The following is a 22,296-nucleotide window of genomic DNA, read 5'->3' as shown; positions in this document are numbered from 1 at the left end:
CGGACGCACGCCGAGAAGGCCAAGCGGGAAGGGAGGCCCGCGCGACCACCGGGGGAAGAGCGGGTTCTAGACCGCCGCGGCCGTCCCGGCCTTGGCGATAAGCAGGTCGAGGAGCGCGAGCAGGGCGTCGCGTACGTCGTCACGGGAGCGGGCGTCGAGCATGAGGATGGGCGTGTTCGGGTCACGCAGATGCAGCGCGGCCCCGATCTCCTCAGCGGTGTACGGCTGCTCGCCGTGGAAGCAGTTCGCGCCGACCACGAAGGGAAGCCCGCGGCTCTCGAAGAAATCGACGGCCGGGAAACTGCGGTCCAGGCGCCGGGTGTCGACCAGTACGACCGCGCCGAAAGCGCCGTTGAGCAGGTCGTCCCACATGAACCAGAAGCGCTCCTGGCCCGGTGTGCCGAACAGGTAGAGGACGACTCCGGCGTCGGTGAGGGTGATACGCCCGAAGTCCATCGCCACGGTGGTCAGCGTCTTGGACTCGATGCCGTCGAGGTCGTCGACGCCGACGCCCGCGGCCGTCAGCCGCTCCTCCGTACGCAGCGGCTCGATCTCGGAGACCGTTTCGACCAGGGTCGTCTTGCCGACGCCGAAGCCGCCGGCGATGAGGATCTTGACTGGCGCCGCTTGCGGGGCAGGTGTGTCATAGGTGGGCAAGGCTGTCCCTGATTCTCATGAGCAGGTGGACATTGCTGGTCTCGGCACCCTCCAGGGGCGGCCGGTGGTGGATCAGCCCGCGGTCCACGAGTTCGCCGAGGAGGACCGTCATCGGGGTGAGCCGCATGTGCATCCGGGCCGCGATCTCGGCGACCGCCCGCCCGTTCGGAGCCGGGCACATGGCGAGGATGGCCTGCCACTCGGTGGGTAGGCCGCCGTGGCCGTCCGCGGCGACCGCCGCCGTGATCATGGTGTCCATGGTGAGGACGGTGTGCGGAGTGGCTGTACGCCCGTCGGTCAGGGCGTACAGCCGCGTCCGGCGGCGGTCCCGGTGTTGCGGATCGTCCGGCATTACGACGGGAGCGCCTGGGTGCGCTCGGGTGTGCCCAGCCACTCGCCGAGGGCCTGGGCGGTCCGTACGGCCTCACCGCCCAGCTCGCCGAGGCGTGCCTTGCGGGAGGTGACGACGATGAGCGTGCTGCCCTCCCCGCACCCGACGATGCAGAGATAACTGTCGTCCATCTCGACCAGCTGGCGGATGACCTGGCCGCCGTTGATTTCCCTGGATATCGCCTTCATCGTGGCCGCGATCCCGGAGGACGCCGCGGCTATGCGCTCCGCCTGGTCCCGTTCCAGCAGGTACGCGCTGAGACTGATCCCGTCGTTGGACAGGAGCACGGCGCCCTGGATGCCGGCGATCCTGCTGAGGTTGTTGTCGAGAATGCTGTAGATCATGTCGTTCGATGTCGTCGTCATGGCTGGTCCTGTCGGAGCTCTGCTTCCACTTTCTGGGTCCCTTGTTCGTAGTCGGCCCAGGCGTCGGCCACCTCTTCGGGTGTCGTCGCCTCCTGACCGGCCGCTGCTTCTGCTGGTCGGCGCGGGTCGCGGAGTTGCTCGGCGATGTGGGTGTGCGGGACGCGCTCGGGGAGCGCCGGGCGGGGGGTGCCGGCCGGTGCCACGGCCCGGAGCGGGCGCGCGCTGTCAGGCGACCGCTCCGCGGCGGGCGGGCGTCGGTTCAGCAGCTCCGACTTCGCCCGCGGGGCCGGCTCGGGCTTCGCCCGCACGGCCGGCTCCGGGTTCGCCCGTACGACCGGTTCGGGCTTGCGTGCCGGTTCCCGCTCCGTCGGTACGAGCAGCTCCCCGGGGATGATCACCACCGCCGATGTCCCGCCGTACACCGAGCGGCGCAGCGTGACCGTGGCCGGGAGCTGATCGGCGAGGTGGCCGACCACGAAGAGGCCGAGCCGGTGCGCGTTCTGTGCCAGGACGGCGTACGGCGGAGCGGAGTGCAGCCGCCGGTTCATCTCTTCGTAGCTCGCGGGCGTCACCCGTGGGCCGCGGTCCTCGATCTCGACCGAAAGGCCGTCAGCCACCAGCTCGGCCCGGATGACGACCTTCGACTTCGGCGGGGAGAACCGGGTGGCGTTGTCCAGCAGCTCCGCCAGCAGGTGGCTGATCTGGCTGATCACCCGCGGTTCCACGCTGATCTCGTCCAGGGCCTGCCGGTCGATCCGCCGGAAGTCCTCGACCTCCGCGGCGGCCTCGCGCAGCAGGTCGGCGACACGCATGGGCTCGGTGTGCGGGTCCGGGATCTCGCCGCCGGCCAGGATGAGCAGGTTCTCGATCTGCCGTCGCATACCCACCGTCAACTGGTCGGATCGCATCAACTGGGCAAGGAGTGCTTCGTTGTGGCCGAAAGTGTCCTGAAGGTCCTCGGTGAGGCTCAGCTGGCGGCTGACCAGGTTCCCGGTGCGTGAGGCGATGCCCGCGGCGAACATGCCGAAGCCGTGCCGCTCGTCCGAGAGCTGCCGGTGCCCGTCGACGGATACGGCGACGACCCGGGCGAACGCGTCGTTGATTCGCCCGACCTCGTCCTGGGCCCCGGTCGGGCTGGGCAGCGCGTCGGCATCGACGGGCTGCCCGCGCTGGAGCCGGGCCACGACGTCGGGCAGCGTCTCCTCAGCGATGGCCACCGTGCTCTCGTGCAGACCTCGCAGGCGGCGCAGCACCGAGCGGGTGGTGAACACGACGACCCCCGCGACGGCAAAGACGACTGCGCCGTTTCCGACGATCAGCCAGATGACTTCGTTCTCCAGCTGCGTGGCCTTGGCGTCGGCGTGCACGAGTAGTGCTCGCCCCTGTTTCGCGTCGAGCGCGGCAACGCGCGCCGCGAACTCGTCATACGCGGCCCGCCAGGCGTCGGCCTCCTTGGGTAGCTTGATGCCGGACGCGGTGTTCTGGTGGTCGGAGATGACCGCGTCCTCGATGCGGACCTTCGTCTTCCAGCCGTCCGAGGCGAAGACCTGGTCGTAGGCCGCTTTGTCCTCGGCCGTCAGATACGGCGCGACCCACTCGTCGTACTGGTACCGCTGGGATCCGACGGAGTTGACGAATTCGGCGAACCCGGAAGGGCTCAGACGCCTGGACGGCCCGGCCGTGGCGAGGATGGTGGTCTCGCGTGCCACCATCTCGGACACCGTGAACACCGTGACGACCAAGCCGCTCTCCTGGATGAGCTCGGCGTCTTCCGCATGGCTGAACTGGTTCTGGTACACCCGGATGATGCGGTCGACGAGGTCGGAGTAGTAGCCGATCGTCCGATCCGCGCCCCCGCTGCGGGCGTCCGCGCGCTCGCGGAACGCGGCCAGATCCGCGAGGCTGTGCTTCAGCTCCGCGACGTACCCGGTCGCCGCCAGAGCTCCGTCCGCCGCCCGGCGGAACTCGTCCGCGGCCCGGTCCGTGGCCGCGCGCCGCCGGTGCAGTTCGCCGTCGGGCACCGCGGAGCCCGCCCACCGCGCGGCCGTCATCGTCCGCTCGGCCTGCAACGCGACCATGAGCTGGTACGCGGGTACGCCGATCCGCTCACCGGCCGCCACATCGGAGCGCAGGTGCGCCGACTTGTTCAGCGACCGGTCGGCCGTCACGACGACTTGGGCACTCATCGCGACGGTGGGGACTACCGCCAGACAGATGAGCAGGGTGCGCAGGCGGACGGTTCGCCGACGACGAAATCTCGACGTAACGCGTGGGCCTTCGGGTTCTATGGGAGACATCAGTCCTCGGGGACGGAGGTAGAGCGGAGAGAAGGACCAGCAGCCGGGCCGGCGGGAGACGGGGAGCGGGACGTGGGGACGGGCCGGACCGGCAGGGGGTGAGACGTGGGGATGCAGATCATAACCAGCCACGCCGGGAAATGGAGTGGTTGCCTCCGCGATCAGTGCGTGGTAATTGCGGCGAAGGCCGTTGCAGACCGGAGGCCATATCGGAGTTCAACCGATACGCCCCGTGTGGCCGTCCCCGCGAGCGTGCGTCAGTTACCGTCGGTACGGTCCACCAGCCGGGACAGCTCCACACGGGAGCGCACACCCAGCAGCGCGAAGACATTGCGCAGGTGATGGTCGACGGTCCGGGGGCTGACGGACAGGCGCAGCGCCACTTCACGGTTGGTCGCACCCTCGGCGACGCAGTGGGCGATCCGAAGCTGCTGTGGCGTCAGGCAGGACAGCGTTCCGGCCGGTTCACCGCCGGCCATGTCGCCGGTTGCCCGCAGCTCCGCTCGCGTCTGGTCGACCCACGTACGGGCTTCGGAGCGCTCGAAGGCGACCAGCGCGTCCCTCAGGCGGCCTCTCGCCTCACGCGGACGACGCCGGCGCCGCAGCCACTTCCCGTACAGCAGCTGGGTGCGGGCCCACTCGAAGTCGCCGTCGGCCAGCTCATGTCTGGCCAGGGCGTGGGCATACAGGGCGTCGGCCTCCTCAGGGCCCGCGAGCAGCGCACGGCAGCGGGCGAGCAGCGCGGGCGCCTGCGGGTCGCCGCCGTGGGCCGCCCAGGCGGCGAACTCCGCGACGGCCGCACGTGCGTCGTCGGGTCGCCCGGTGAGCGCGGTGGCCTCGACGAAGCAGGGAACGGCCAGCATGCGGACGGCGAAATGCCCCCGGCGCGGTCCCGCCCGTACCAACGGGCCGAGCCGGGCCGCGGCTTCGACAGCGCGGCCGCGCCCCAGATCAGCTCGGGCCGAGGCCCATTCGGCCAGGGTGGCGGCCTGGACGAGTCCGTGCGGGCCGGCGATCGCCATGGCCGCCGCGACATGTCCGGCCACGGCCGCGGCGTCGCTCTCGACCGATGCGACCAGCGCGAGGATCGCGTGCTGGTGGGCGGCGGCATTGCGCTGGCCGGCGCGGTGGGCGGCGCGCAGTCCCTCGCGGGCGTGCGCTCCGGCGCGGGCGTGCCGGCCGGCCCGTAACTCAGCGTAGGCCAGGTGCTCCAGGAGCTGGGGCACGAGGGCGACGAGCCCCTGGGCCCGGCCGATGGCCAGACCCCGCGCGTTGACACGGCACGCCGCCCGGATGTCACCGAGGACGAGCGCGGCGGCCCCGGCGCGCAGCAGCCGCACCGGATCGTCGTCGCTCACGGCCCGGTCCAGTACGCGACGCAGCGGCCCCCGGGCCTCGTCGGGCCTGGCCTCCAGGGCGGCCAGCATTCCGGCCCGGTAGTCGTGGCTCGCCCCTTCCTCACGCGCGGCGGGTGGGACGTGGGGGGTGGCGTACGTCGCGGACCTGGCCGGCGCCGGGTCCTTGCCGCCGCCGAGCGCGGCCACACAGGCCGGCACGTCACCGGCGGCCCAGGCCGCTTCCATGGCACCGAGCCGGGCTTCGAAAGCGCGTTGGGGCTCGTACGGGCCGAGCAGGCCCGCCGCCACCAGCAGCGCCCCGTAGGCGTCCCCGGCCGGGCCGTCGCCCAGCGCCAAGGCGCCGGTGACGAGTTCGGCCCGGCCGCGTACGGCGTCATGGGCCGTCCCCTCACGAGCGGCGGCCAGCAGCTCGCGCGCCCGGTGCGGGTGGCCGGCCAGCCGGGCCTGCTCCGCCGCGGCCGTCATGCGTGACATGCGGACGCTGTCGTCGGCCGTGGTGAGTTCGGCGGCTCGGGCGAGGGCCAGGGAGCGCTGCAGACGGGGAATCCACGGGTCCGCGGTGGCGGCGGCCGCGGCCAGTTCGGCGGCGAGGCGGGGGGCGGGGCCGTCGGCGGCCAGGGCGCGGTGCAGCAGCCGCGGGAAGCGGTGCCGGTCCCCCGCGAGGGCGTTCGCGAGCAGTTGGTGGGCGGCGCGACGGCGGGCCGCAGGGGCGCCGGCGTGAACGGCGCGTCGCAGCAGCGGGCTCTCGAAGCGGATCAGGTCCCCGTCCGTACGCGCCACCCCTGCCGCCTCCGCCGTGTCCAGCGCCGCCGGGTCGATACCGGCGTTCCGGGCGGCGCGCAGGACCAGGTCCGCGTCCGCTCCCCCGGCTTCGGGGGTCTGCTCCTGTGCGGCGGCTGCCAGCAGCAGCAGGAACGTGGTGTCCGGTGGCAGGTCCGCCAGCCTGCCACCCACCGTACGCAGCAGGGCGTCACCGTCGGCGAGCGGCCGGGGCAGCGGCGCGTGCCCGGAGAGCTGGTCCGGTGACAGGCGGCCGACGAGTGCCTCCAGCAGGGCGGGGTTGCCCCCGGCCTCGTACAGCAGTGCCTCCCGTACCGCGGGGTCCGTCCCCTCCCCCGCCAGCTCGTCCAGCAGGTCACGCGCGGCGCTGTCGGGGAGCGGGCCGAGGTGGACGACGGGCACGCCCGCGAAGTCGGGATCGTACGACCGGTGTCCGGCCGCGGACAGCAGCAGCCCGACCGCGCGCAGGGCGTCCGGGCGCCGGGCCGCGAATCCGAGGGCGGCGCGCGACCGGTCGTCCCACAGGTGGGCGTCGTCGACGCAGACGAGCAGCGGCCGCCCGGCGGCGAGTCCGCGCAGTAACTCCAGCAGGCCGCCCGGTGCGAGGCCGGAGCGCAGGATGCCGGCGGGTGCGGCGCTGAGCAGATCGCCGGCGGCACACAGCAGCGCGTGCACTCCGCTGTAGGGCAGTCCGCTCTCGGCCGGTACGGCTCTGGTGTGCAGGACGGGACCGGCCTCGAAGTCACCGGCGGCGCGGCCCAGCAGCGCGGTGCGGCCGAATCCGGGCTCCGCGGCGAACAGCAGCGCGCCGCCGCGGCCGGACCGCAGCCGGTCCGACAGGGCTGCCACGGCTTCCAGTTCAGAACGCCGGCCGTATAGCCGGAGAGGACTGCTCACGGTCGTTTTCCGGTCACGCCTGTCACGTTACTTCCGCGTAAGCAGTGACGGAAGCCTGGTGCCCGTTGGCGCGCGGGAGGTCCGGACACTCGTCTCACCTGGGCAAACGGAAGACCGGACGGGTCGGCGCTGGGCGCGCGCCCAGCGTCGGCGGGCCAAGTCTGTGCCGGCGCACACGGTACGGACAAAGGACGTGCCGGTGCCGGCCGCGGGGCACGCGACCGGCACCGGCGCCGGACTGCGGGGGAATGTCAGGAAGCGTGCGGGCAGTTGCCGCGGTACTCCTCGATGGTCAGGCTCGGGCGGGGCAGCGGGCAGAGGAACTGCTCGTAGCGGGTGTCATTGTCGATGAACCGCTTGAGCCAGGAAATGCTGTACTTGGCGATGGTGGTGTTGGAGGAGTTCGGCGTGTAGTGCGTCGCGTTGTTGAGTTCCAGGTACGCCTTGTCGAGCGAGGACGGCAGGCTCTCGTAGAAGGGCTCGGAGTGCGAGGCGACCGGCGCGACCGTGTCGCCGTCGGCCCCCACGACCAGGGTCGGGGTCTGTATCTCCGGCCAGGTCTTGTCGGTGTTCCACCCGGTGAGCGGGATGGCGGCCTGGAGGGACGGCCGGCTCTTGGCCGCTTCCAGCGAGCCGCCGCCGCCCATCGAGTGGCCCATCACGCCCAGTCTGCTGCTGTCGATCCGGCCGCGTACGGTGCTGCGCTCGGTCAAGTAGTCGAGCGCGGCGAGCAGTTGGCGGCCCCTGCTGTCGGGCTGGTCGTACCTGGAGAGGGTGTCGATGGTGAAGACCACGAAGCCCTGGGAGGCGAGCCGCGGACCGAGCCAGGCGATGGACGACTGGCTCGCGGTGAATCCGGGAGAGACCGCCACGGCGCCGAACGTGCCGTCGCTGGTCGAGGTCGGGTAGTAGACGGTCCCGCCGCCGAAACCGGTGACGCTCAGGGAGGAGACGGCGGTCTGCGAGACCGCGTAGGGGCCGGTGGGCGCTTCGATGGTCGCTGTGGTGGGGGCGGGGCCGCGTTCGTACGGATTGTCCGCCGCTTGGGCGGCGGGGGTCGCGACGGTGCTGAGCCCGCCGACGGCAAGGAGCGCCGCCAAGCCGGCCATGAGCGACCGGAAGCGGCCCTTTCCGTGTCGGTGGTGAGCCGGGGCGCTGTGAGCGCCGCCGCTGTTCTCGCTGGTGTACTGCTGCACGACTGAGTCGTCCTCTCGGTCGTGGCGGAGCCGCTGCGCCGGGCCCGGCACCGCACTCGTCGCCGAGGACTGGGCCGGTCGTACGTGGGGGGCGGGCACCGCCGTATTCGCTGGCGGGTGCCACTGTCGCCGTACGCCCGGGGCGGTGGCATCGGCGGAATCACCTGCGTCATGCCGCGAGTACGCCGCCGGGCTGAACCCGGCGGATGATCAGCGCGCTGTCGCGTCGTCCGGGTGTGCCAGATCGTACGGGCGGGGGTAGGTCGCGGGTCGGTAGTCGGTGTACCGGGCCTCGGCCGACGGATTCAGCTTCCGCGCGAGGGCGTTGAGCGCACCCGGTGAGGTGTTCCAACGGCCGGTCCTGAGGCGCTGCTCCAGCGTGTGTACGGCGGCGAGGACCTCACCCGGGGTGAAGGTGCAGTGCCCGGGCCCGTCGACGTACGCCTGGCGCAGCAGCGCGGAGGAGCCGGCGGCGGTGGCCGCCCGGCGGTAGGCGCTCTCGGACTGCACGGGGATGAGCGCGTCACCGGTGGTGTGGATGTTGAGCTGTGGGTCGGTCAGCTTTCCGGTGAACGCGCTGGTACGGCTCATCCGGCGGACGGCCTGCGGCTCGGCGCCGACACGGGGGGCGCGATTCAGGGCCGCGAGGTCGTCGCGCAAGGAGAGTCCCGCTTCCCTGTACAGCTCGGTCACCTCCCTGTACACGGAGGACCGGCGGAGCATGGCCGTGTAGTCGGTTGCGGTGTTCCACGACGGGTTGCCGCCCGAGCGGCTCTCGGCCTCCTGCCGCCAGGTGAAGGCCGCGGTCCGCAGCAGACCGGCGACCGCCTGGTACTGGTTGGCCTGTTGGGCGTCCCAGTCGGCCGGCCCCGGCTTCGGCTGCGAGGTGTCGTTGTGTCCCGGGACGTTGTGGAGCGCGGCGGCGAGCGCGATGCGGGCGCGGCCTTTGGGTGTCCGCTGGGCGTCGGCGGCCTTCGCCGCGAGGGCGTTCGCGGCTGTCTGCGCGGCCGCCGGGTCCTTGAATCCGGTGAGTTCGATGCCCGAGTCCGGTGCCAGCAGGGTCCGGAGAGCGAAGACCGGGTCGAGGGTGCTGTTCCAGTTGGCCACGCCGCCTTGTACGAGACCGCACATCGACAGCGAGCCGTCGATCCGGTCCGGGTGGCGCTCGGCGATCCTGGTCGTGACGAGACCTCCGTACGACTGGCCCCAGGCGATGGTCCGCCCGGCCGTACCGAACTTCTCGGTGAACAGCCGCAGCGTGGCCAGCTGGTCGGGGACCGCGTCCGTGACGGCCCAGCCGGTTGTGGCGTAGGAGGAGCCGATGAGCGCGTATCCCTCGTCGAGCAGCCGCGTCCGGGTGTCCGGACTCGGGGCGTTCTGAGCGGGGTTGGGGCTGCCGGGCGGACGGTACCCGTGACTGAACAGCAGCACGGTCCCGTTCCAGCTCGCCGGTACGTCCATCAGGTACGTGGCACCGGAGGCCAGCCGCCCTTCGATGTGTACGTCGTCATCGGCGGCGGTGGCGGTGGCGGGCTGTGCGGGCAGGTTGGCGACGGCCAGCACAGCGGCCGCCGTAAGGGCGCGGACTCGGGGGCTCATGAACGGATTCCTTCCGGAGCGGGGGTGTCGAGTCGGTGGGCCGGGGAGTCGAGCGCGTCGGCGTGGGTCTCGCGCAGCCGCCACACGGTGAGCGCGGTGATGGCCGCGCTTCCGCACAGCAGCAGGGAAAGCGGGGTGCTGCTGCCGTCGTACGCGGCCAGCAGACTGCTCGCGATCACCGGGGAGAAACCGGCGCCGACCAGGGTCGCCATCTGATAGCCGATCGAGGCGCCGGTGTAGCGGACGTGGGTGCCGAACATCTCGGTGAGCAGGGCCCCCAGCGGGCCGTACATCGTGGACTGTGCCACGACCTGCCCGAGCACGAGGGCCAGGATCAGCAGTCCGGGAGAGCCGGAGTCGACGAGCGCCAGTACGGGAAGGCGAGCGCGGCCGAGGCGACGGCCCCGGCGAGTACCACCGGGCGGCGGCCGACCCGGTCGGACAGCGTCGATGCCACGGGCAGCACGACCAGCGCCGCGCAGGAGGCGACGGTCACCGCGATGAGCACCTGCGGACGGGTGTAGCCGTGGTCCACCGCGTACGAGATCATGAAACCGGTCAGCAGCGCCTGTGCTGTGAACGCGCCGATGCCGACGCAGCAGGCGAGCAGCAGGGGCCGCGGGCGTCGCAGGACCTCGGCGAGCGGGGGCCGTCGGGCCGGTGGCCGCGGTGCCTGCTTGGCCGCGGTGAAGAGCGGGCTCTCCGCCACCTTGAGCCGGACGAACAGGTCGACGGCGAGCAGGAGCAGGCTGAGCAGGAACGGCACCCGCCAGACCCAGCTGCTGAATTCGTCGTCCGGCAGCATGGAGACGAGGGTGACCACTCCGGCGGAGGTCACCGAGCCGAGGGGGGCGCCGAGTTGGGTGAAGCTCGACCACAGGCCGCGGCGTCGGTGGGTGGTGCCCCGGGTCCGCTCTGCGTGCTCGACGTGTTCGACGACCATCAGTGTGGCGCCGCCCCACTCGCCGCCGATCGCGATGCCTTGTACGACGCGCAGCGTGATGAGCAGCACGGGCGCCCCCCGCGCGGTCGTCGTCGTACGGGAGGGCACGCGGCCGGATCCGGACGAGATCCTCGCGTCGCTCGCCGGGCGCGTCGCGAAGTACAAGATCCCGAAGTCGGTAGTGGTCACGGACGAACTGCCGCGCACCGCCTCGGGAAAGCTCCTGAAACCCTGCGTCCGCGACCTGCACGGCACGCGACGCACCTTCTGAAAACCCACGAACCCACGAACCCACGACCCCACGGAGAACACGACACATGAGCGTCACCGTCAACGGCCTGGACGAACTGAAGAAGCTCGCCGGCAGCGACCTCGGCACCAGTGCCTGGATCGAAGTCACCCAGGAGCGGATCAACACCTTCGCCGACGCCACAGGCGATCACCAGTAGATCCACACGGATGTCGAGAAGGCTACAGAGGGTCCCTTCGGCGCGCCCATCGCGCACGGCTACCTCACCCTGCCCCTCTTCATCCCGCTCTTCACCGAACTGCTGGACGTGCAGGGCGTCACGACAAAGGTCAACTACGGGCTGGACAAGGTCCGTTTCCCCGCACCGGTGAAGGTCGGCTCCCGTATCCGGCTGGTCGCGAAGCTGGCCTCGGTCGAAGACGTGCCGGGCGGTGCACAGATCGCCGTGGACGGCACCCTTGAGATCGAGGGCGGCGGCAAACCGGCCGCCGTGGTGCGGAGCCTCTCCCGCTTCTACGCCTGACCCGCGGTCTCTGGCCGGACCGGTACCAGGTCGAGAAGACGCTCCGCCGCCTCCCGTGCGCCCGGAGTAAGGCGGTCGTGGACCGCGCGGAACGTCTTCTCGGCCCGCTCGGCGGGCCAGTCGTCCGCCAGATGTTTTACGGGAAGCCGCGGGTCGCGCCGGACGATCCGCAGCCACTCCGTCGACAGGCGCAGCCTCAGTACCAGCGGGTCGTCGCCGCCCGGCACCGCCCGGTCCTCCGGCCGCCAGCGGCGTACGAACTCCTCTACATACGACGCCCCTCACGCTGCCGCCGCAGCAGGCCGTGCCCCACCATGCGGGTCAGCGTCGAACGCGTCGCCTGTTCCCCGACGCCGGCGCGCCCGAAGAGGTCGATGACGCTCCCCGAGTACACGCAGACATCGCGGTCCAGCACCTGGTCGCCCAGGAACGTCAGCATGAGCGACTGTGGCCGCGGCGCGTCGTCAACAGTGGTCACGAGGCCACCGTACGCCCGGCGCTCAGGCCCCGGAAGCCGGGCTGTGCCGGAGGCAACAGCCAATGCAAGTGGGCCGCTGGGAAACGCCACCTCCCGCCACCCCTTCCATCAGCCAGAAATCTCTATGAATATGACTCGGACGTGGCCAGGGGAATTGTCGAAGAGGAGAGACATGAGAAATACGCCTCCCGAACAAGCTCTTGAGTGGCTCGCCGCGTCCGCGACGGACCCCCAGGCGTGCAAGCAGGAATGGGCGCACGGAGAAAGTGGCACCGTGTTGCTGCCCGCGGGACGATTCTGGGACGTGCTCAGCGTGCCGGAAGAACTCGGCCTGCTCGCCCTCGACGCTCTCCTGCGCATCCCCCTGCCGAAACCCGGCCCCACACTCGCGGACTTCGCCGCCCACCGGGTCGGGTTCTTCCTCCCCCCGGATCCGATGACCTCCTGGATCGGGCGAGGTATCCGCTACGCCGGCGAAGGTGCCTGGGTCTCGGTTCCCCCGCCCTGCCGGGCCGCGGGTTCCCTGCGATGGCTCGTCCCTCCCGACGGCAGCGGCGCGCTTCACCTTCCGACCGCACTGGAACTGGCGCTCCATCAGGCGGTCGGGAGACTCGCCGCTCCTGGAGAGTGAACAACCGTGAGCGTCTCCCCTTGCGCCTCGCGCGGTCCAGGAGTCCTCCGCCCACCGGCCTGCCGATCAGCGGCGCGCGTGGAGTAGATCGGTGAATCCATCCAGTAGGCACCGGCGAGTTCGGCGTACGACCGAGACTGAATGACGTGACCCGCGAAATGCCCCTCGGCGGTGAATGTGCTGTCCATGTCGTTACAACGGTATTTACGCGCGAGTGGTACGCCCACGCTCGCCCAGGAAACCGGATCGAGTGAGCGCAGCCCTCTCCTTCGGCCAATAAATAAATCGGACCAGCAGATATTGCCAGCGCACCGCATTCTCCGCCGTCGACTCCGGCAAGAGTCTTCCCATCAGCTCTCGTGGCGCACACCGCACAAGGGGTCAGACGGGTCACTCTATCGCAAACCAGGACATCATCACCCGGATGGGCACCGCTTGAATGATCAAACCAACGTGGGGTTAGCATATGAGCGCCGCCTAGCTCGAAAGATAAACCTGTGACTGTCAACGACGACTCGTTCACCAACTGGAAGACCCGCGAGGAGATCGCGGAGTCGATGATCCCCATCATCGGGAAGCTGCACCGGAAGAAGGACATCACCGTCCTCCTTCACAGCCGCTCCTTGGTGAACAAGTCGGTGGTCAGCATTCTCAAGACCCACCGATTCGCCCGGCAGATCGCCGGTGAGGAACTCTCGGTCACCGAGACGCTGCCGTTCCTGCAGGCTCTGACCACGCTCGATCTCGGCCCTTCCCAGATCGACATCGGCATGCTCGCCGCGACGTACAAGAGCGACGACCGCGGTCTCACGGTGGAGGAGTTCACCGCCGAGGCCGTCGCCGGCGCCACGGGTGCCAACAAGATCGAGCGCCGCGAGCCGCGCGACGTCGTCCTCTACGGCTTCGGCCGCATCGGCCGCCTCGTCGCCCGCCTGCTCATCGAGAAGGCAGGTTCCGGCAACGGTCTGCGGCTGCGTGCCATCGTCGTCCGCCGGGGCGGCGATCAGGACATCGTCAAGCGCGCCTCGCTGCTGCGCCGTGACTCCATCCACGGCCAGTTCCAGGGCACGATCACCGTCGACGAGGCGAACAGCACGATCATCGCCAACGGCAACGAGATCAAGGTGATCTACGCCGGCGACCCGTCCGAGGTGGACTACACGGCGTACGGCATCAAGGACGCCATCCTCATCGACAACACCGGCAAGTGGCGCGACCGCGAGGGCCTGTCGACGCACCTGCGCCCCGGCATCGACAAGGTCGTCCTGACCGCGCCGGGCAAGGGCGATGTGCCCAACATCGTCCACGGTGTCAACCACGACACGATCAAGCCGGACGAGCAGATCCTGTCCTGCGCGTCCTGCACCACCAACGCGATCGTCCCGCCGCTGAAGGCGATGGCGGACGAGTACGGCGTCCTGCGCGGCCACGTGGAGACCGTCCACTCGTTCACCAACGACCAGAACCTGCTGGACAACTACCACAAGGCCGACCGTCGCGGCCGCTCGGCGCCGCTCAACATGGTCATCACCGAGACCGGTGCCGCCTCCGCCGTCGCCAAGGCGCTGCCCGACCTCAAGGCGCCGATCACCGGCAGCTCGATCCGCGTACCGGTGCCGGACGTCTCGATCGCGATCCTCAGCCTGCGCCTCGGCCGCGAGACCAACCGCGAGGAGGTCCTCGACTACCTCCGCAACGTGTCGCTGACCTCGCCGCTCAAGCGCCAGATCGACTTCACCACGGCCCCCGACGCGGTCTCGAACGACTTCATCGGCTCGCGCCACGCCTCGATCGTCGACGCCGGCGCCACCAAGGTGGACGGTGACAACGCGATCCTCTACCTGTGGTACGACAACGAGTTCGGCTACTCCTGCCAGGTCATCCGCGTCGTCCAGCACGTCTCCGGGGTGGAGTACCCGACCTTCCCGGCCCCGGCGGTCTGATCTCGGCCCGCAGTGACGGGTACGCCCGAGACACGTGCTCATCGGCTGCGTCGATCCGATGACGGTTCCTGTGGTGCCGTCACCAGGGTCGGCGCAGCCGCGTTGGCAGGGAATGAACTGTCAAGACAACGATGTGTGTACGGCGCAGCCCGTGGAACAGAACTGGCCGGAGAATGCTCCCTTGCCTGAGGATTCCCCTCACGGAGCGGACCGGTGGGAGCGCGTGATGTCGTCCCTGCGGCTCCTGGTGCTGACTGTGGCCCTCTTCGCCACCGTCCTCAGCCTCGCCGCAGCGCTCGTCGGCCCCTCCAGCCCCTGAGCAGCACCAAGGGACCGTGCCCGTGACTCCGGTTACGTCGGCTTCCCGCTCTGACTCGCGGGGCGCTGGAGTGGGGAGGCGGGGCTCCTGTGGCGGGGCGCGGTCTGGCGGGGTGGCCGGGTGAGGGTGATCTGGCGGACGAGTTGCTGGAAGCAGGCAAGGGCGGCGAGGGAGGGCAGTGCGGCTGCTGCCGCGTCGACCGGGGTGCGGGGCGCCTGCGCTACGCAAAGAACCATGGAGACAGTGGAGAAGAGCAGTACGACTCCCCAGGAGTGTGCCGCTCGGCGTTGGTGGAGGGCGGCACGCAGGATGGACAGGGATGCGACCATCCACGGCCCGTACACGAGCAGCGGCCACCAGTTGACCGCGCCTGCTGTGGTGCGATACCGGGCGAGGTGGCGCAGCGGGTCGTAGGTGACCATGCCGCCGAAGACGCAGACCATGGAGACGACGACGGCGGCGAGCGCGGCCAGGGCGAAACTCGTCCTTTGCAGCGCGCCGGTGGCCGGGCGCTTGCGCGAGCGGGGCCGGCGACGGCCCGGCGACGCGGGGCGCACGGGCGGTAGTTCCGCCGTGATCTCCGTCAGGCCCGCAAGCGGTAAGTCGCCAAGACCCACGAGCTGGGCGTCGTCGGTTTCGGTGTCCGAAGGCGCACCGGTATCAGCCAGGGTTACGGTGCTCGCCTCGGCGGCGATGGCCTCTTGCAGAAGGTGGGCGAGTTCCTCTGCCGGGTCCCACGGGTCGATCGAGGAGAAGAGATGATCGCCGGCACCGGCGTACGAAGTGCCGGTAACAGGCTGGGTCCAGGCGGCCTCAGAGCTTGGAGGGGAGGGCGGGTCGACCCGGCTGTGGCGGCCGCGCCGCGTCTCATGCATGAAAGCTCTGCCCCGTCCGCTCATTGTCGTGCCGCTCAGACAGGGCAGAGGTGGACAGGGCGGCGAAGTCATCCTCGATGCTTGCCATCGCCGTCAGGAAATCTTCAACAATGGAGGACGAGTACTGTAGATCGACGCACCGGTCCTTGTCGTGCAAGGTGGCGTTCGCTTCCCGGGCCAGGCGGGCAGAGGCCGGCGTGAACACCCACGGCCCCATCCGCACGACAGAAACAGTCATATCGCCGACCCGTACGGCAGGGGCGGTCGTATCGCTCATGGAACTGATCAAGCGGTGCACGCGCGTTTCGGAGTGGTTTGACTTCGTCATAGTCCATCCAACTGTCTGCCGATTAAGCAGGATGCGCGGCAAACGGGTGGCGACCTTGTCGCATATGGATGACTTCCTTCAAGTGGTTTATCAGTTCTGCAGGGACATGAGCTATAAGCCTCCCGGCTTCCACCTGCGCACTTCGCGCCGAAGGTGGCGCCTGAGTCTTGGCGTGTGGCGCCCCGGACTGCTGAACTGAAGATCGTCATACATGAGGAGCAATAGCGTCCCGGGACAGGCTCCCCGTCGGGGACGCGGCGCGGCCCGGCGAGGTCAGCGTTTCGACTGTGACACCGTCACGGACGGCCACCGTTAGTCCGCTTATCTCTTCCGTGGGTCCTCACGGCTGTAATCGAAGAGATCGACGTAACCCGGAATATGCCCGAGCGTTATGCGGACTGTCGCCTTCAGGGATAGAACTTACGGAAGTGCTGGTCTTCGATTGCCGCCATGATCGGTGGCGGGAACAGGAATTCTCATGGCAGACACCATGCTGTGGCTCACCCTTGCCGGCGTTTCGGCATGCACCGTGCTGTGGACTGTTGTCCCGTCGCCGGTCGGCCGGATGCCACGCGCCGATGTCGCCGAACTGCGGCGGCGCCGCAACCTCAGCAGGGTTCTGACGGAAACACACCCGAGCCCCCAGGCACCGCCCAGATCCACCACGGCCTGGAGCGCACCGCGCGCCAGACCGTCGGGGGGCTCGGACTGCCGGCCCAGCGGTGCGTGCCGCGTCTGTGGCAGTGAGCCGTACGCACCGGGGTATCAACTTCCCGCTGATGACCGGGTTTCCGAGACCGGCTCTTCGGCCACCGCTCACGCTGAGCGTTGACGGGGGCAAGCAGAGGTCAGCGTCCCGGATCCCTCGGTGCGGCGATGGCGGCCAGTTCCGCGCCGGGTGCCACGGTCAGGCCGTGCATGCCGTAGAAGACGCGGCCGGTCGCCGACGCGACGACCTGGTGCTCTCGGCCGGTGGCCGGGTCGGTGATCCGGCCGATGACCTGACCGATCGTCACATCGTCCCCGGCAGCGATGTTCGGATACCACAGGCCGGTGGTCTCCGCGGTGACGGCTCCGGCCCAGACCCATTCGCGTACCGGCAACGGTTCGCGGCTTGCCCGGTCCAGCACGCGGAGTTCACCGAGCAGTCCGCACAGAGCGTCGACCAGGCGGTCGGCGGCGGCCGGGTCGCGCTCACCCCGGTCGCCGGTCTCGACGAGGAGGGCGGGGATGCCGTGGCGGGCAGCGGCCGCGTGGCTGTTGCCTCCTTCGGCGTTCAGGCCGAGGACTACGTCCCGGATGCCGAGGGCGTGGGCCATGTGGCGGGTTTTCTCGTCCAGTCCGGGTTCGCCGGTGAGCCGGTAGCCGATGAAGTCGTGCAGGGTCTCGTCGATGCCGCCGGAGTGCAGATCGATGTAGGCGTCCGCGCCCCCGATGAGGCCGGCGAAGAGCCAGGCCGCCAGCCGCTCGGTGGGGCCGCCCTCCGCGTTGCCGGGGAAGACGCGGTTGATGTTCACGCCGTCGAGCGGGGAGACACCGAGGCGTCCGTCGTACACGGCCGGAGGGTTGGCGACCGGGCAGACGATGACCTGACCGCTCACCTCGTCGGGCCTCAGCAGTGCCGAGAGCCGAGTGGCGGCGTCGACTCCGGTGAACTCACCGCCGTGTATGCCCGCGGTGATCACGATCCGGGGCCCGCGACGAACGCCGTTGATCAGGGTCACCGGGATGTTCACGGTGATCGCGCCGAGGTCGGCCAGGACCGGCCCGCGCGACTTGCTCCCGGGTTCGGCGCTCAGCGTACCGACGGTCAGGGGGCCGGAGGCCCGCGCGGATGTGCTCATGTCGTTCCTCCGGGTCGGGCAGGCGAGGTGGCGCCCGGCCGGGCGGTACCGGCGGCGAGCAGTTCGCGGGTGCGGGCCTGCACAGGGCGGGCGTACAGCGTCCGAGCGGGCGCGGTCTCCACGATCCGGCCACCGTGCATGACCGCCACCCGATGGGCGAAGTGCCGTACGAGGTCCAGGTCGTGGCAGATGAACAGGTACGCCAGCCCGTGGCGTTCCTGCAGGTCGACGAGCAGGTTCAGGATCCCGGCCCGTACGGAGGGGTCCAGCGCCGACACCGGCTCGTCCAGCACCAGCAGCCGCGGCTCGCAGGCCAACGCCCGTGCGATGCCGACCCGTTGGCACTGCCCGCCCGACAGCTCGTGCGGCAGCCGGTCTCCGAGCCGGGGGTCAAGGCCCACCGTTTCCAGCAGTTCGGTCACCCGTCGCGGGCCGGACACGGGATCCCACCGCCCCTGGACGCGCAAGGGTTCGGCCACCGCGCCCCGTACCCGCAGCCGCGGGCTCAGGGAACCGTACGGGTCCTGGAAAACGGGCTGGATCGCCGGACGCAGCGGCCGCAGCGCGGTCTCGTCCAGCGCGGTCAGCTCGCGTCCGTCGAACCAGACCTCGCCGCCGTCCGGCCGGCGCAGCATCAGTACGGCGGCCGCCGTGCTCGACTTGCCCGAGCCCGACGCGCCGATCAGCGCCAGGGTCTCTCCGGGGAACACGTCGAACGAGACGTCGTCGACCGCAAGCACCGGCGCGGCCCGCCGCGTGCGTCGCGGGTAGCGGACCGTGAGGCCGCGTACGGTCAGCAGGGCGTCACTCATGCGGCACCACCGGTTCGGGGAAACAGGTCCCGCGCTTGGGCGGGCACGTCGTTCCAGCGATGGCACGACACGAGGTGCCCCACTTCGTCGGTCACCACCGGTTCCGGTTCGTGTGTACGGCACTGCTCCTGCGCCAGCGGGCAGCGGGGCGCGAAGGCACAGCCGGTGAGTCCGGCGAGTTCCGCGGGCGCCGGTGACGCGCCGCCGATGGACGGCAGGCGCCGGTCCGTGACCGGTTCGCCGGGCGGCAGGGAGGCGAGCAGTGCGGCGGTGTACGGGGCACGCGGCCGCGTCAGCACCCGCCGCGCCATGCCGGACTCGACGTGCCGGCCGGCGTACATCACCAGGATCCGGTCGGCGTAACCGGCCACGGTCGCCAGGTCGTGCGTGATCAGAACCACCGCCGTGCCGGTCGTTTCGCGCAGCGTCGCCAGTACGCCGAGGATCTGTTCGCGTATCACCGGGTCGAGCGCGGTGGTCGGCTCGTCGGCGACAACGAGTTCCGGTTCGTTGACCGTCGCCATCGCGATGACCGCGCGTTGGCGCATGCCGCCGGAGAACTCGTGCGGGTACGCGTTCGCCCGCCGATCCGCGTCGGCGATGCCCACCCGGTCCAGCGCCGCCACCGCGGCGGCGCGCGCCTGCCGGCGGCCGAGACCGGTCACCGACCTTACGGCGGCGGCGAGTTGGTCGCCGACGGTGTGTACGGGGCTGAGTACGGAGAGGGCGTCCTGCGGTACGAGAGCGATACGGCGTCCCCAGAGCCCGGCGTACACCGACCGGGGCGCGCCCAGCAGTTCCTGGTTCCGCAGGCGGACGCTGCCGGTGATGCGCGCCGCTTGCGGTGCCATGCCGAGGACGGCGGCGCCGGTCAGTGACTTCCCGGCGCCGGATTCGCCGACCACGGCCAGCATCTCGCCCTCGCGTACGTCGAACGACACCCCGCGCACCGCGGCCACTTCCCGGCCACCGGCCGGGAACGCCACGCGCAGGTCGCGCACGGTGAGGAGCTCGGGCCGGCCGGTCATGAGGCCGCCCTCGCGGGCGAGGCCGCGCCGCGCGGGCCGGCGCCGGCCCAGGCGGACAGCGACACGGCGAAGCCGGCCAGCAGGGCGAGGGCGGCCGCCGGAGCGAGGGCGGCCCAGGGAGCGCGCTCGACGTACGCCCGTGACTCGTCGAGGAGCAGGCCCCATTCCGGGGCGGGCGGCTGGGCGCCCGCGAGAACCACGGGCACGGCCCGCGCCACCTTGCCCGCACGCATCCGCGGCGGGGCCGGCAGAGCGAGGGCGGCGTCCCGCAGCCCGGGGCCGAGCAGCCGTACGCGTACGAGATGGGCGAGGGCGCCCGCGGTGAGGCCGAGTACGAGCAGGGCCAGTACCGCCCCCTGGATCATGGGCAGGTCCTGGGCCTTGGCGGCGCCCAGCGCCGCCCGGCCGATGCCGGGCACCGCGAAGACGGTCTCCACGGCGACCGCGCCGCCGGTCAGGCCGACGGCTACGAGGCCGAACTGCGGCACGATCGCCGGCACGGCCCGGCGCAGTGCCGCGAACGCGATGCGCCGTGAGGTGACCCCCGAGGTCCGCCACAGGCCGACCCATCGCTCGCCGAACACGGCGGGCAGGGCGTCGTCGACGAGCCGGCCGAGCAGACCGCCGGCGGGAACTCCCATGGCCAGCGCGGGCAGCACCAAGGAGGACGGGCCCTGCCAGCCGGAGGTGGGCAGCCAGCCCAGCCACACGCCGAGCGCGATCAGCAGTACCGTCGCCAGCAGGAACTCGGGCACGGACGCCAGCATCGCCGCGGGCGCTCCGCCGGTGGCCGCTCCGCCGCGCAGCGTGCCCCGTGCCCCGCGGACCAGCGTTGCCGTGCTCAGGGCGGCCGCGACCAGCAGCGCCACGGCCAGGGAGGCTCCCATCAGCCCCAGCGACACCCCCAGTCCGGAGATCACGGACGGCAGTACGTCGGTGCCGGACACCCACGAGACGCCAAGGTCTCCGCGGACCACGCCGTCGGCCCACCTGCCGAGCAGGGCCACCGGGCCGGAGCCGAGGCCGAGGTCGTCACGGATCGCGGTCAGCGCCTCCTCGGTGGCCTCCTGTTCGGCGGACCGGGCGCGCAGCACGCTGAGCGCCGGGTCCTTGCCGGACAGCCAGGGCAGCAGCCCGATGGAGGCGACCACGGCTGCGAGCGCCGTGGTACGGGCGGCGACCGTGCGCACCGCGTGCGTGCGGGCCGTGGTGGTCTTCACTTGACGTACGTGTCGACCGTGACGAGCAGACGCTCGCGGGGGTCCTTCGCCGAGTCCACGACGTTCGCGGCGTCGCCCTGGACCACCCGCTCGTGAAGCCTCGGGATCGCGGCGTCGGTGTTCAGGATCGCCGTCTCCGCAGCCAGGACCGCCTTGCGGCGCGCCGGTCCGGAAGCTGTCGCGGTGGCCTTCTTGAGCGCCCCGTCGACCTTCTTGTCGCGGAGCTGGGAGACGTTGAAGGAGCCGTCGCTCGCGAAGTCGCTGTACATGTACGCGGCCGGATCGCCGGAGTCCAGAACCGTGGCGCGGGACAGGATGAAGGCGTCGAACTTCCCGGCGAGGGCGTCGGATTCGATGTTGGCGTACTCGCGTATTTCCAGCTTCACCGTGAAACCGGCCTTCTGGAGCTGCTGCTGGAGCGCGGCGGCGACCTCGGGCAGCTCCGCCCGGTCGGTGAAGGTACCGATGACGACGGCCTTGCCCTTCGGGTCCGCGGCCTTCGCGGCCCCGGTGCGGCCGGCGCGCTCCTTCGCCCAGGGGACGGCGGGACCGAGCAGGCCCTCGGCCACGTCTGCCCGTCCTTCGTAGACGCCGTCGACGAGGGACTTCGGGTCGAGCGCCGTACGGGCGGCGGCGCGCAGCGACGGGTCGGTGAACACTCCGCGCCTGGTGTTCAGGTACAGGGTGTTGGTGCGTGGCATGGGTACTTCGGTGATCCGGTCCTCGTCCAGCAGCGACGCCTGGGAGACCGGCACCGACTCGACGATGTCGGCCTCTCCGCTGCGCAGGGCGGCGGCCCGCGCGGTGCCGTCCGGCACGAACCTCACGTCGATGCCCGCCGCCCTGGCCCTGCCGCCCCAGTAGTTCTCGTTGCGGTCGAGCGCCGCCGAGCTGGTCCCGTTCACCTTCTTCAGGACGAACGCGCCCGTGCCCGCCCCGACCGGGTTCACCGTCCGGCCCCGGTACGCCTTGGCCGCCAGGATCGACAACTGCGGTGAGGAGAGCCGTTGCGGAACCAGCGGGTCCGTGACGGCGGTGGTGACGGTGACGGTGTCTCCCCGGGAGGTGACCGTCAGGTCCACGCCGTCGAGAATGCGCGGCTTGGGCGCAGCGCGGGAGGCCTTGGTGAGCGACCGTACGACGTCCTCGGCGGTGAGCTGGGTGCCGTCGTGGAAGGTGACGCCGTCGCGGACGGTGAAGGCCCAGGACTTCGCGCCGGTCTTGCGCCACTTCTCGGCCAGGGCGGGCTTCGGGTCGCCGTTGGCGTCCAGCGTGACGAGGGTCTCGGCGGTGCTCCAGCGGGACAGCTTGAACGCGTCGTCACTGAGCGGGGAGAGCCCAGAGCGGGGCGGCTGCATCATCGCCACCCTGATGCGCTTGTCACCAGGAGCGGAGCCGTCGGGGGCGCCGGGCGCGAAGCAGCCCGTGAGAAACAGCGCGGACGCGACCGTAAGGGAGATGACAGGCAGGGCCTTAGGGGTGTGCAAGGACTTTTCCATCTCCGTCGCGCCGGTGTCGTACGCAGCAAAAATCGTAGCAGATGATAATCATATTCAAGAGCG

General features: G+C 70.8%; 17 protein-coding genes and 4 pseudogenes. 5 read left to right on the top strand and 16 right to left on the bottom strand.

Going from position 1 to position 22,296, the window contains the following annotated elements; translation table 11 throughout:
• Positions 1-66: 66 nt before the first annotated feature.
• From J7E91_RS23905 to J7E91_RS23870, 8 genes and pseudogenes are all read right to left on the bottom strand, one after another.
• Positions 67-657 (bottom strand): ATP/GTP-binding protein, encoded by a 591-nt coding sequence (locus J7E91_RS23905; protein ID WP_251016121.1) that lies wholly within the window; start codon positions 655-657, stop codon positions 67-69.
• Positions 644-1,009 carry a DUF742 domain-containing protein gene (locus tag J7E91_RS23900; RefSeq protein WP_214908123.1) on the bottom strand — a complete coding sequence of 122 codons (366 nt, stop codon included), beginning with the start codon at positions 1,007-1,009 and terminating at the stop codon, positions 644-646. The genes J7E91_RS23905 and J7E91_RS23900 overlap by 14 nt, the downstream gene beginning before the upstream one ends.
• Positions 1,009-1,413, bottom strand: coding sequence for a roadblock/LC7 domain-containing protein (locus tag J7E91_RS23895; RefSeq protein ID WP_214908122.1), 405 nt, complete (start codon positions 1,411-1,413; stop codon positions 1,009-1,011). Before J7E91_RS23895 ends, J7E91_RS23900 begins: the two co-directional genes overlap by 1 nt.
• Positions 1,410-3,599, bottom strand: a complete 2,190-nt coding sequence (locus tag J7E91_RS23890) for a nitrate- and nitrite sensing domain-containing protein (RefSeq protein WP_251016120.1) — start codon at positions 3,597-3,599, stop codon at positions 1,410-1,412. The genes J7E91_RS23895 and J7E91_RS23890 overlap by 4 nt, the downstream gene beginning before the upstream one ends.
• A 368-nt stretch (positions 3,600-3,967) precedes the next feature.
• Positions 3,968-6,745, bottom strand: coding sequence for a LuxR family transcriptional regulator (locus J7E91_RS23885; protein WP_214908118.1), 2,778 nt, complete (start codon positions 6,743-6,745; stop codon positions 3,968-3,970).
• Positions 6,746-6,996: 251 nt separating this feature from the next.
• On the bottom strand, positions 6,997-7,854 hold the full coding sequence (locus J7E91_RS23880) for a dienelactone hydrolase family protein (RefSeq protein ID WP_214908201.1): 858 nt from the start codon (positions 7,852-7,854) through the stop codon (positions 6,997-6,999).
• Between the two features lie 297 nt (positions 7,855-8,151).
• Complete coding sequence (locus tag J7E91_RS23875; RefSeq protein ID WP_214908116.1) at positions 8,152-9,540, bottom strand: S9 family peptidase; 1,389 nt, start codon at positions 9,538-9,540, stop codon at positions 8,152-8,154.
• Positions 9,537-10,558, bottom strand: a pseudogene (locus J7E91_RS23870) (MFS transporter); the annotation flags it as partial. The pseudogene J7E91_RS23870 and the gene J7E91_RS23875, both read right to left, overlap by 4 nt.
• A gap of 1 nt (position 10,559) precedes the next feature.
• Here J7E91_RS23870 and J7E91_RS23865 point away from each other — a divergent pair.
• Positions 10,560-10,754: pseudogene (locus tag J7E91_RS23865) on the top strand (p-hydroxycinnamoyl-CoA synthetase); the annotation flags it as partial.
• Positions 10,755-10,800: 46 nt separating this feature from the next.
• Positions 10,801-11,256 (top strand): annotated as a pseudogene (locus J7E91_RS23860) (MaoC family dehydratase).
• On the opposite strand, the pseudogene J7E91_RS23855 reads toward J7E91_RS23860, so the two are convergent.
• Positions 11,247-11,695 (bottom strand): annotated as a pseudogene (locus J7E91_RS23855) (PaaX family transcriptional regulator C-terminal domain-containing protein). The pseudogenes J7E91_RS23860 and J7E91_RS23855 overlap by 10 nt on opposite strands.
• A 211-nt stretch (positions 11,696-11,906) precedes the next feature.
• On the opposite strand from J7E91_RS23855, the gene J7E91_RS23850 reads away from it, so the two are divergent.
• From J7E91_RS23850 to J7E91_RS23840, 3 genes are all read left to right on the top strand, one after another.
• Positions 11,907-12,365: a hypothetical protein gene (locus J7E91_RS23850; RefSeq protein ID WP_214908114.1), complete on the top strand. Its 459-nt coding sequence runs from the start codon at positions 11,907-11,909 to the stop codon at positions 12,363-12,365.
• Between the two features lie 497 nt (positions 12,366-12,862).
• Positions 12,863-14,308 carry a glyceraldehyde-3-phosphate dehydrogenase gene (locus J7E91_RS23845; protein WP_214908112.1) on the top strand — a complete coding sequence of 482 codons (1,446 nt, stop codon included), beginning with the start codon at positions 12,863-12,865 and terminating at the stop codon, positions 14,306-14,308.
• Positions 14,309-14,489: 181 nt separating this feature from the next.
• Positions 14,490-14,627 (top strand): hypothetical protein, encoded by a 138-nt coding sequence (locus tag J7E91_RS23840; protein WP_214908110.1) that lies wholly within the window; start codon positions 14,490-14,492, stop codon positions 14,625-14,627.
• A gap of 32 nt (positions 14,628-14,659) precedes the next feature.
• On the opposite strand, the gene J7E91_RS23835 is transcribed toward J7E91_RS23840, so the two are convergent.
• From J7E91_RS23835 to J7E91_RS23805, 7 genes are all read right to left on the bottom strand, one after another.
• Entirely contained in the window at positions 14,660-15,502 is an 843-nt protein-coding gene (locus J7E91_RS23835) for a DUF2637 domain-containing protein (RefSeq protein WP_214908108.1), read from the bottom strand.
• Entirely contained in the window at positions 15,495-15,779 is a 285-nt protein-coding gene (locus J7E91_RS23830) for a hypothetical protein (RefSeq protein WP_214908106.1), read from the bottom strand. The genes J7E91_RS23835 and J7E91_RS23830 overlap by 8 nt, the downstream gene beginning before the upstream one ends.
• Before the next feature lie 899 nt (positions 15,780-16,678).
• A complete protein-coding gene (locus J7E91_RS23825; protein ID WP_214908104.1) occupies positions 16,679-17,674 on the bottom strand; it encodes a succinylglutamate desuccinylase/aspartoacylase family protein in 996 nt (331 codons plus the stop codon).
• Entirely contained in the window at positions 17,671-18,486 is an 816-nt protein-coding gene (locus tag J7E91_RS23820) for a dipeptide/oligopeptide/nickel ABC transporter ATP-binding protein (RefSeq protein WP_214908103.1), read from the bottom strand. Before J7E91_RS23820 ends, J7E91_RS23825 begins: the two co-directional genes overlap by 4 nt.
• Positions 18,483-19,514: an ABC transporter ATP-binding protein gene (locus J7E91_RS23815; RefSeq protein WP_214908101.1), complete on the bottom strand. Its 1,032-nt coding sequence runs from the start codon at positions 19,512-19,514 to the stop codon at positions 18,483-18,485. Before J7E91_RS23815 ends, J7E91_RS23820 begins: the two co-directional genes overlap by 4 nt.
• A complete protein-coding gene (locus J7E91_RS23810; protein WP_374224771.1) occupies positions 19,511-20,734 on the bottom strand; it encodes an ABC transporter permease in 1,224 nt (407 codons plus the stop codon). The genes J7E91_RS23815 and J7E91_RS23810 overlap by 4 nt, the downstream gene beginning before the upstream one ends.
• Positions 20,731-22,233, bottom strand: coding sequence for an ABC transporter substrate-binding protein (locus J7E91_RS23805; protein WP_214908099.1), 1,503 nt, complete (start codon positions 22,231-22,233; stop codon positions 20,731-20,733). The genes J7E91_RS23810 and J7E91_RS23805 overlap by 4 nt, the downstream gene beginning before the upstream one ends.
• Between the last annotated feature and the right edge of the window lie 63 nt (positions 22,234-22,296).

Source organism: Streptomyces sp. ISL-99 (assembly GCF_018614005.1).
Taxonomy (GTDB): domain Bacteria; phylum Actinomycetota; class Actinomycetes; order Streptomycetales; family Streptomycetaceae; genus Streptomyces; species Streptomyces flavidovirens.
The sequence above is the reverse complement of the archived record's forward strand: the minus strand, read 5'-3'. Positions and strand labels throughout refer to the sequence as shown.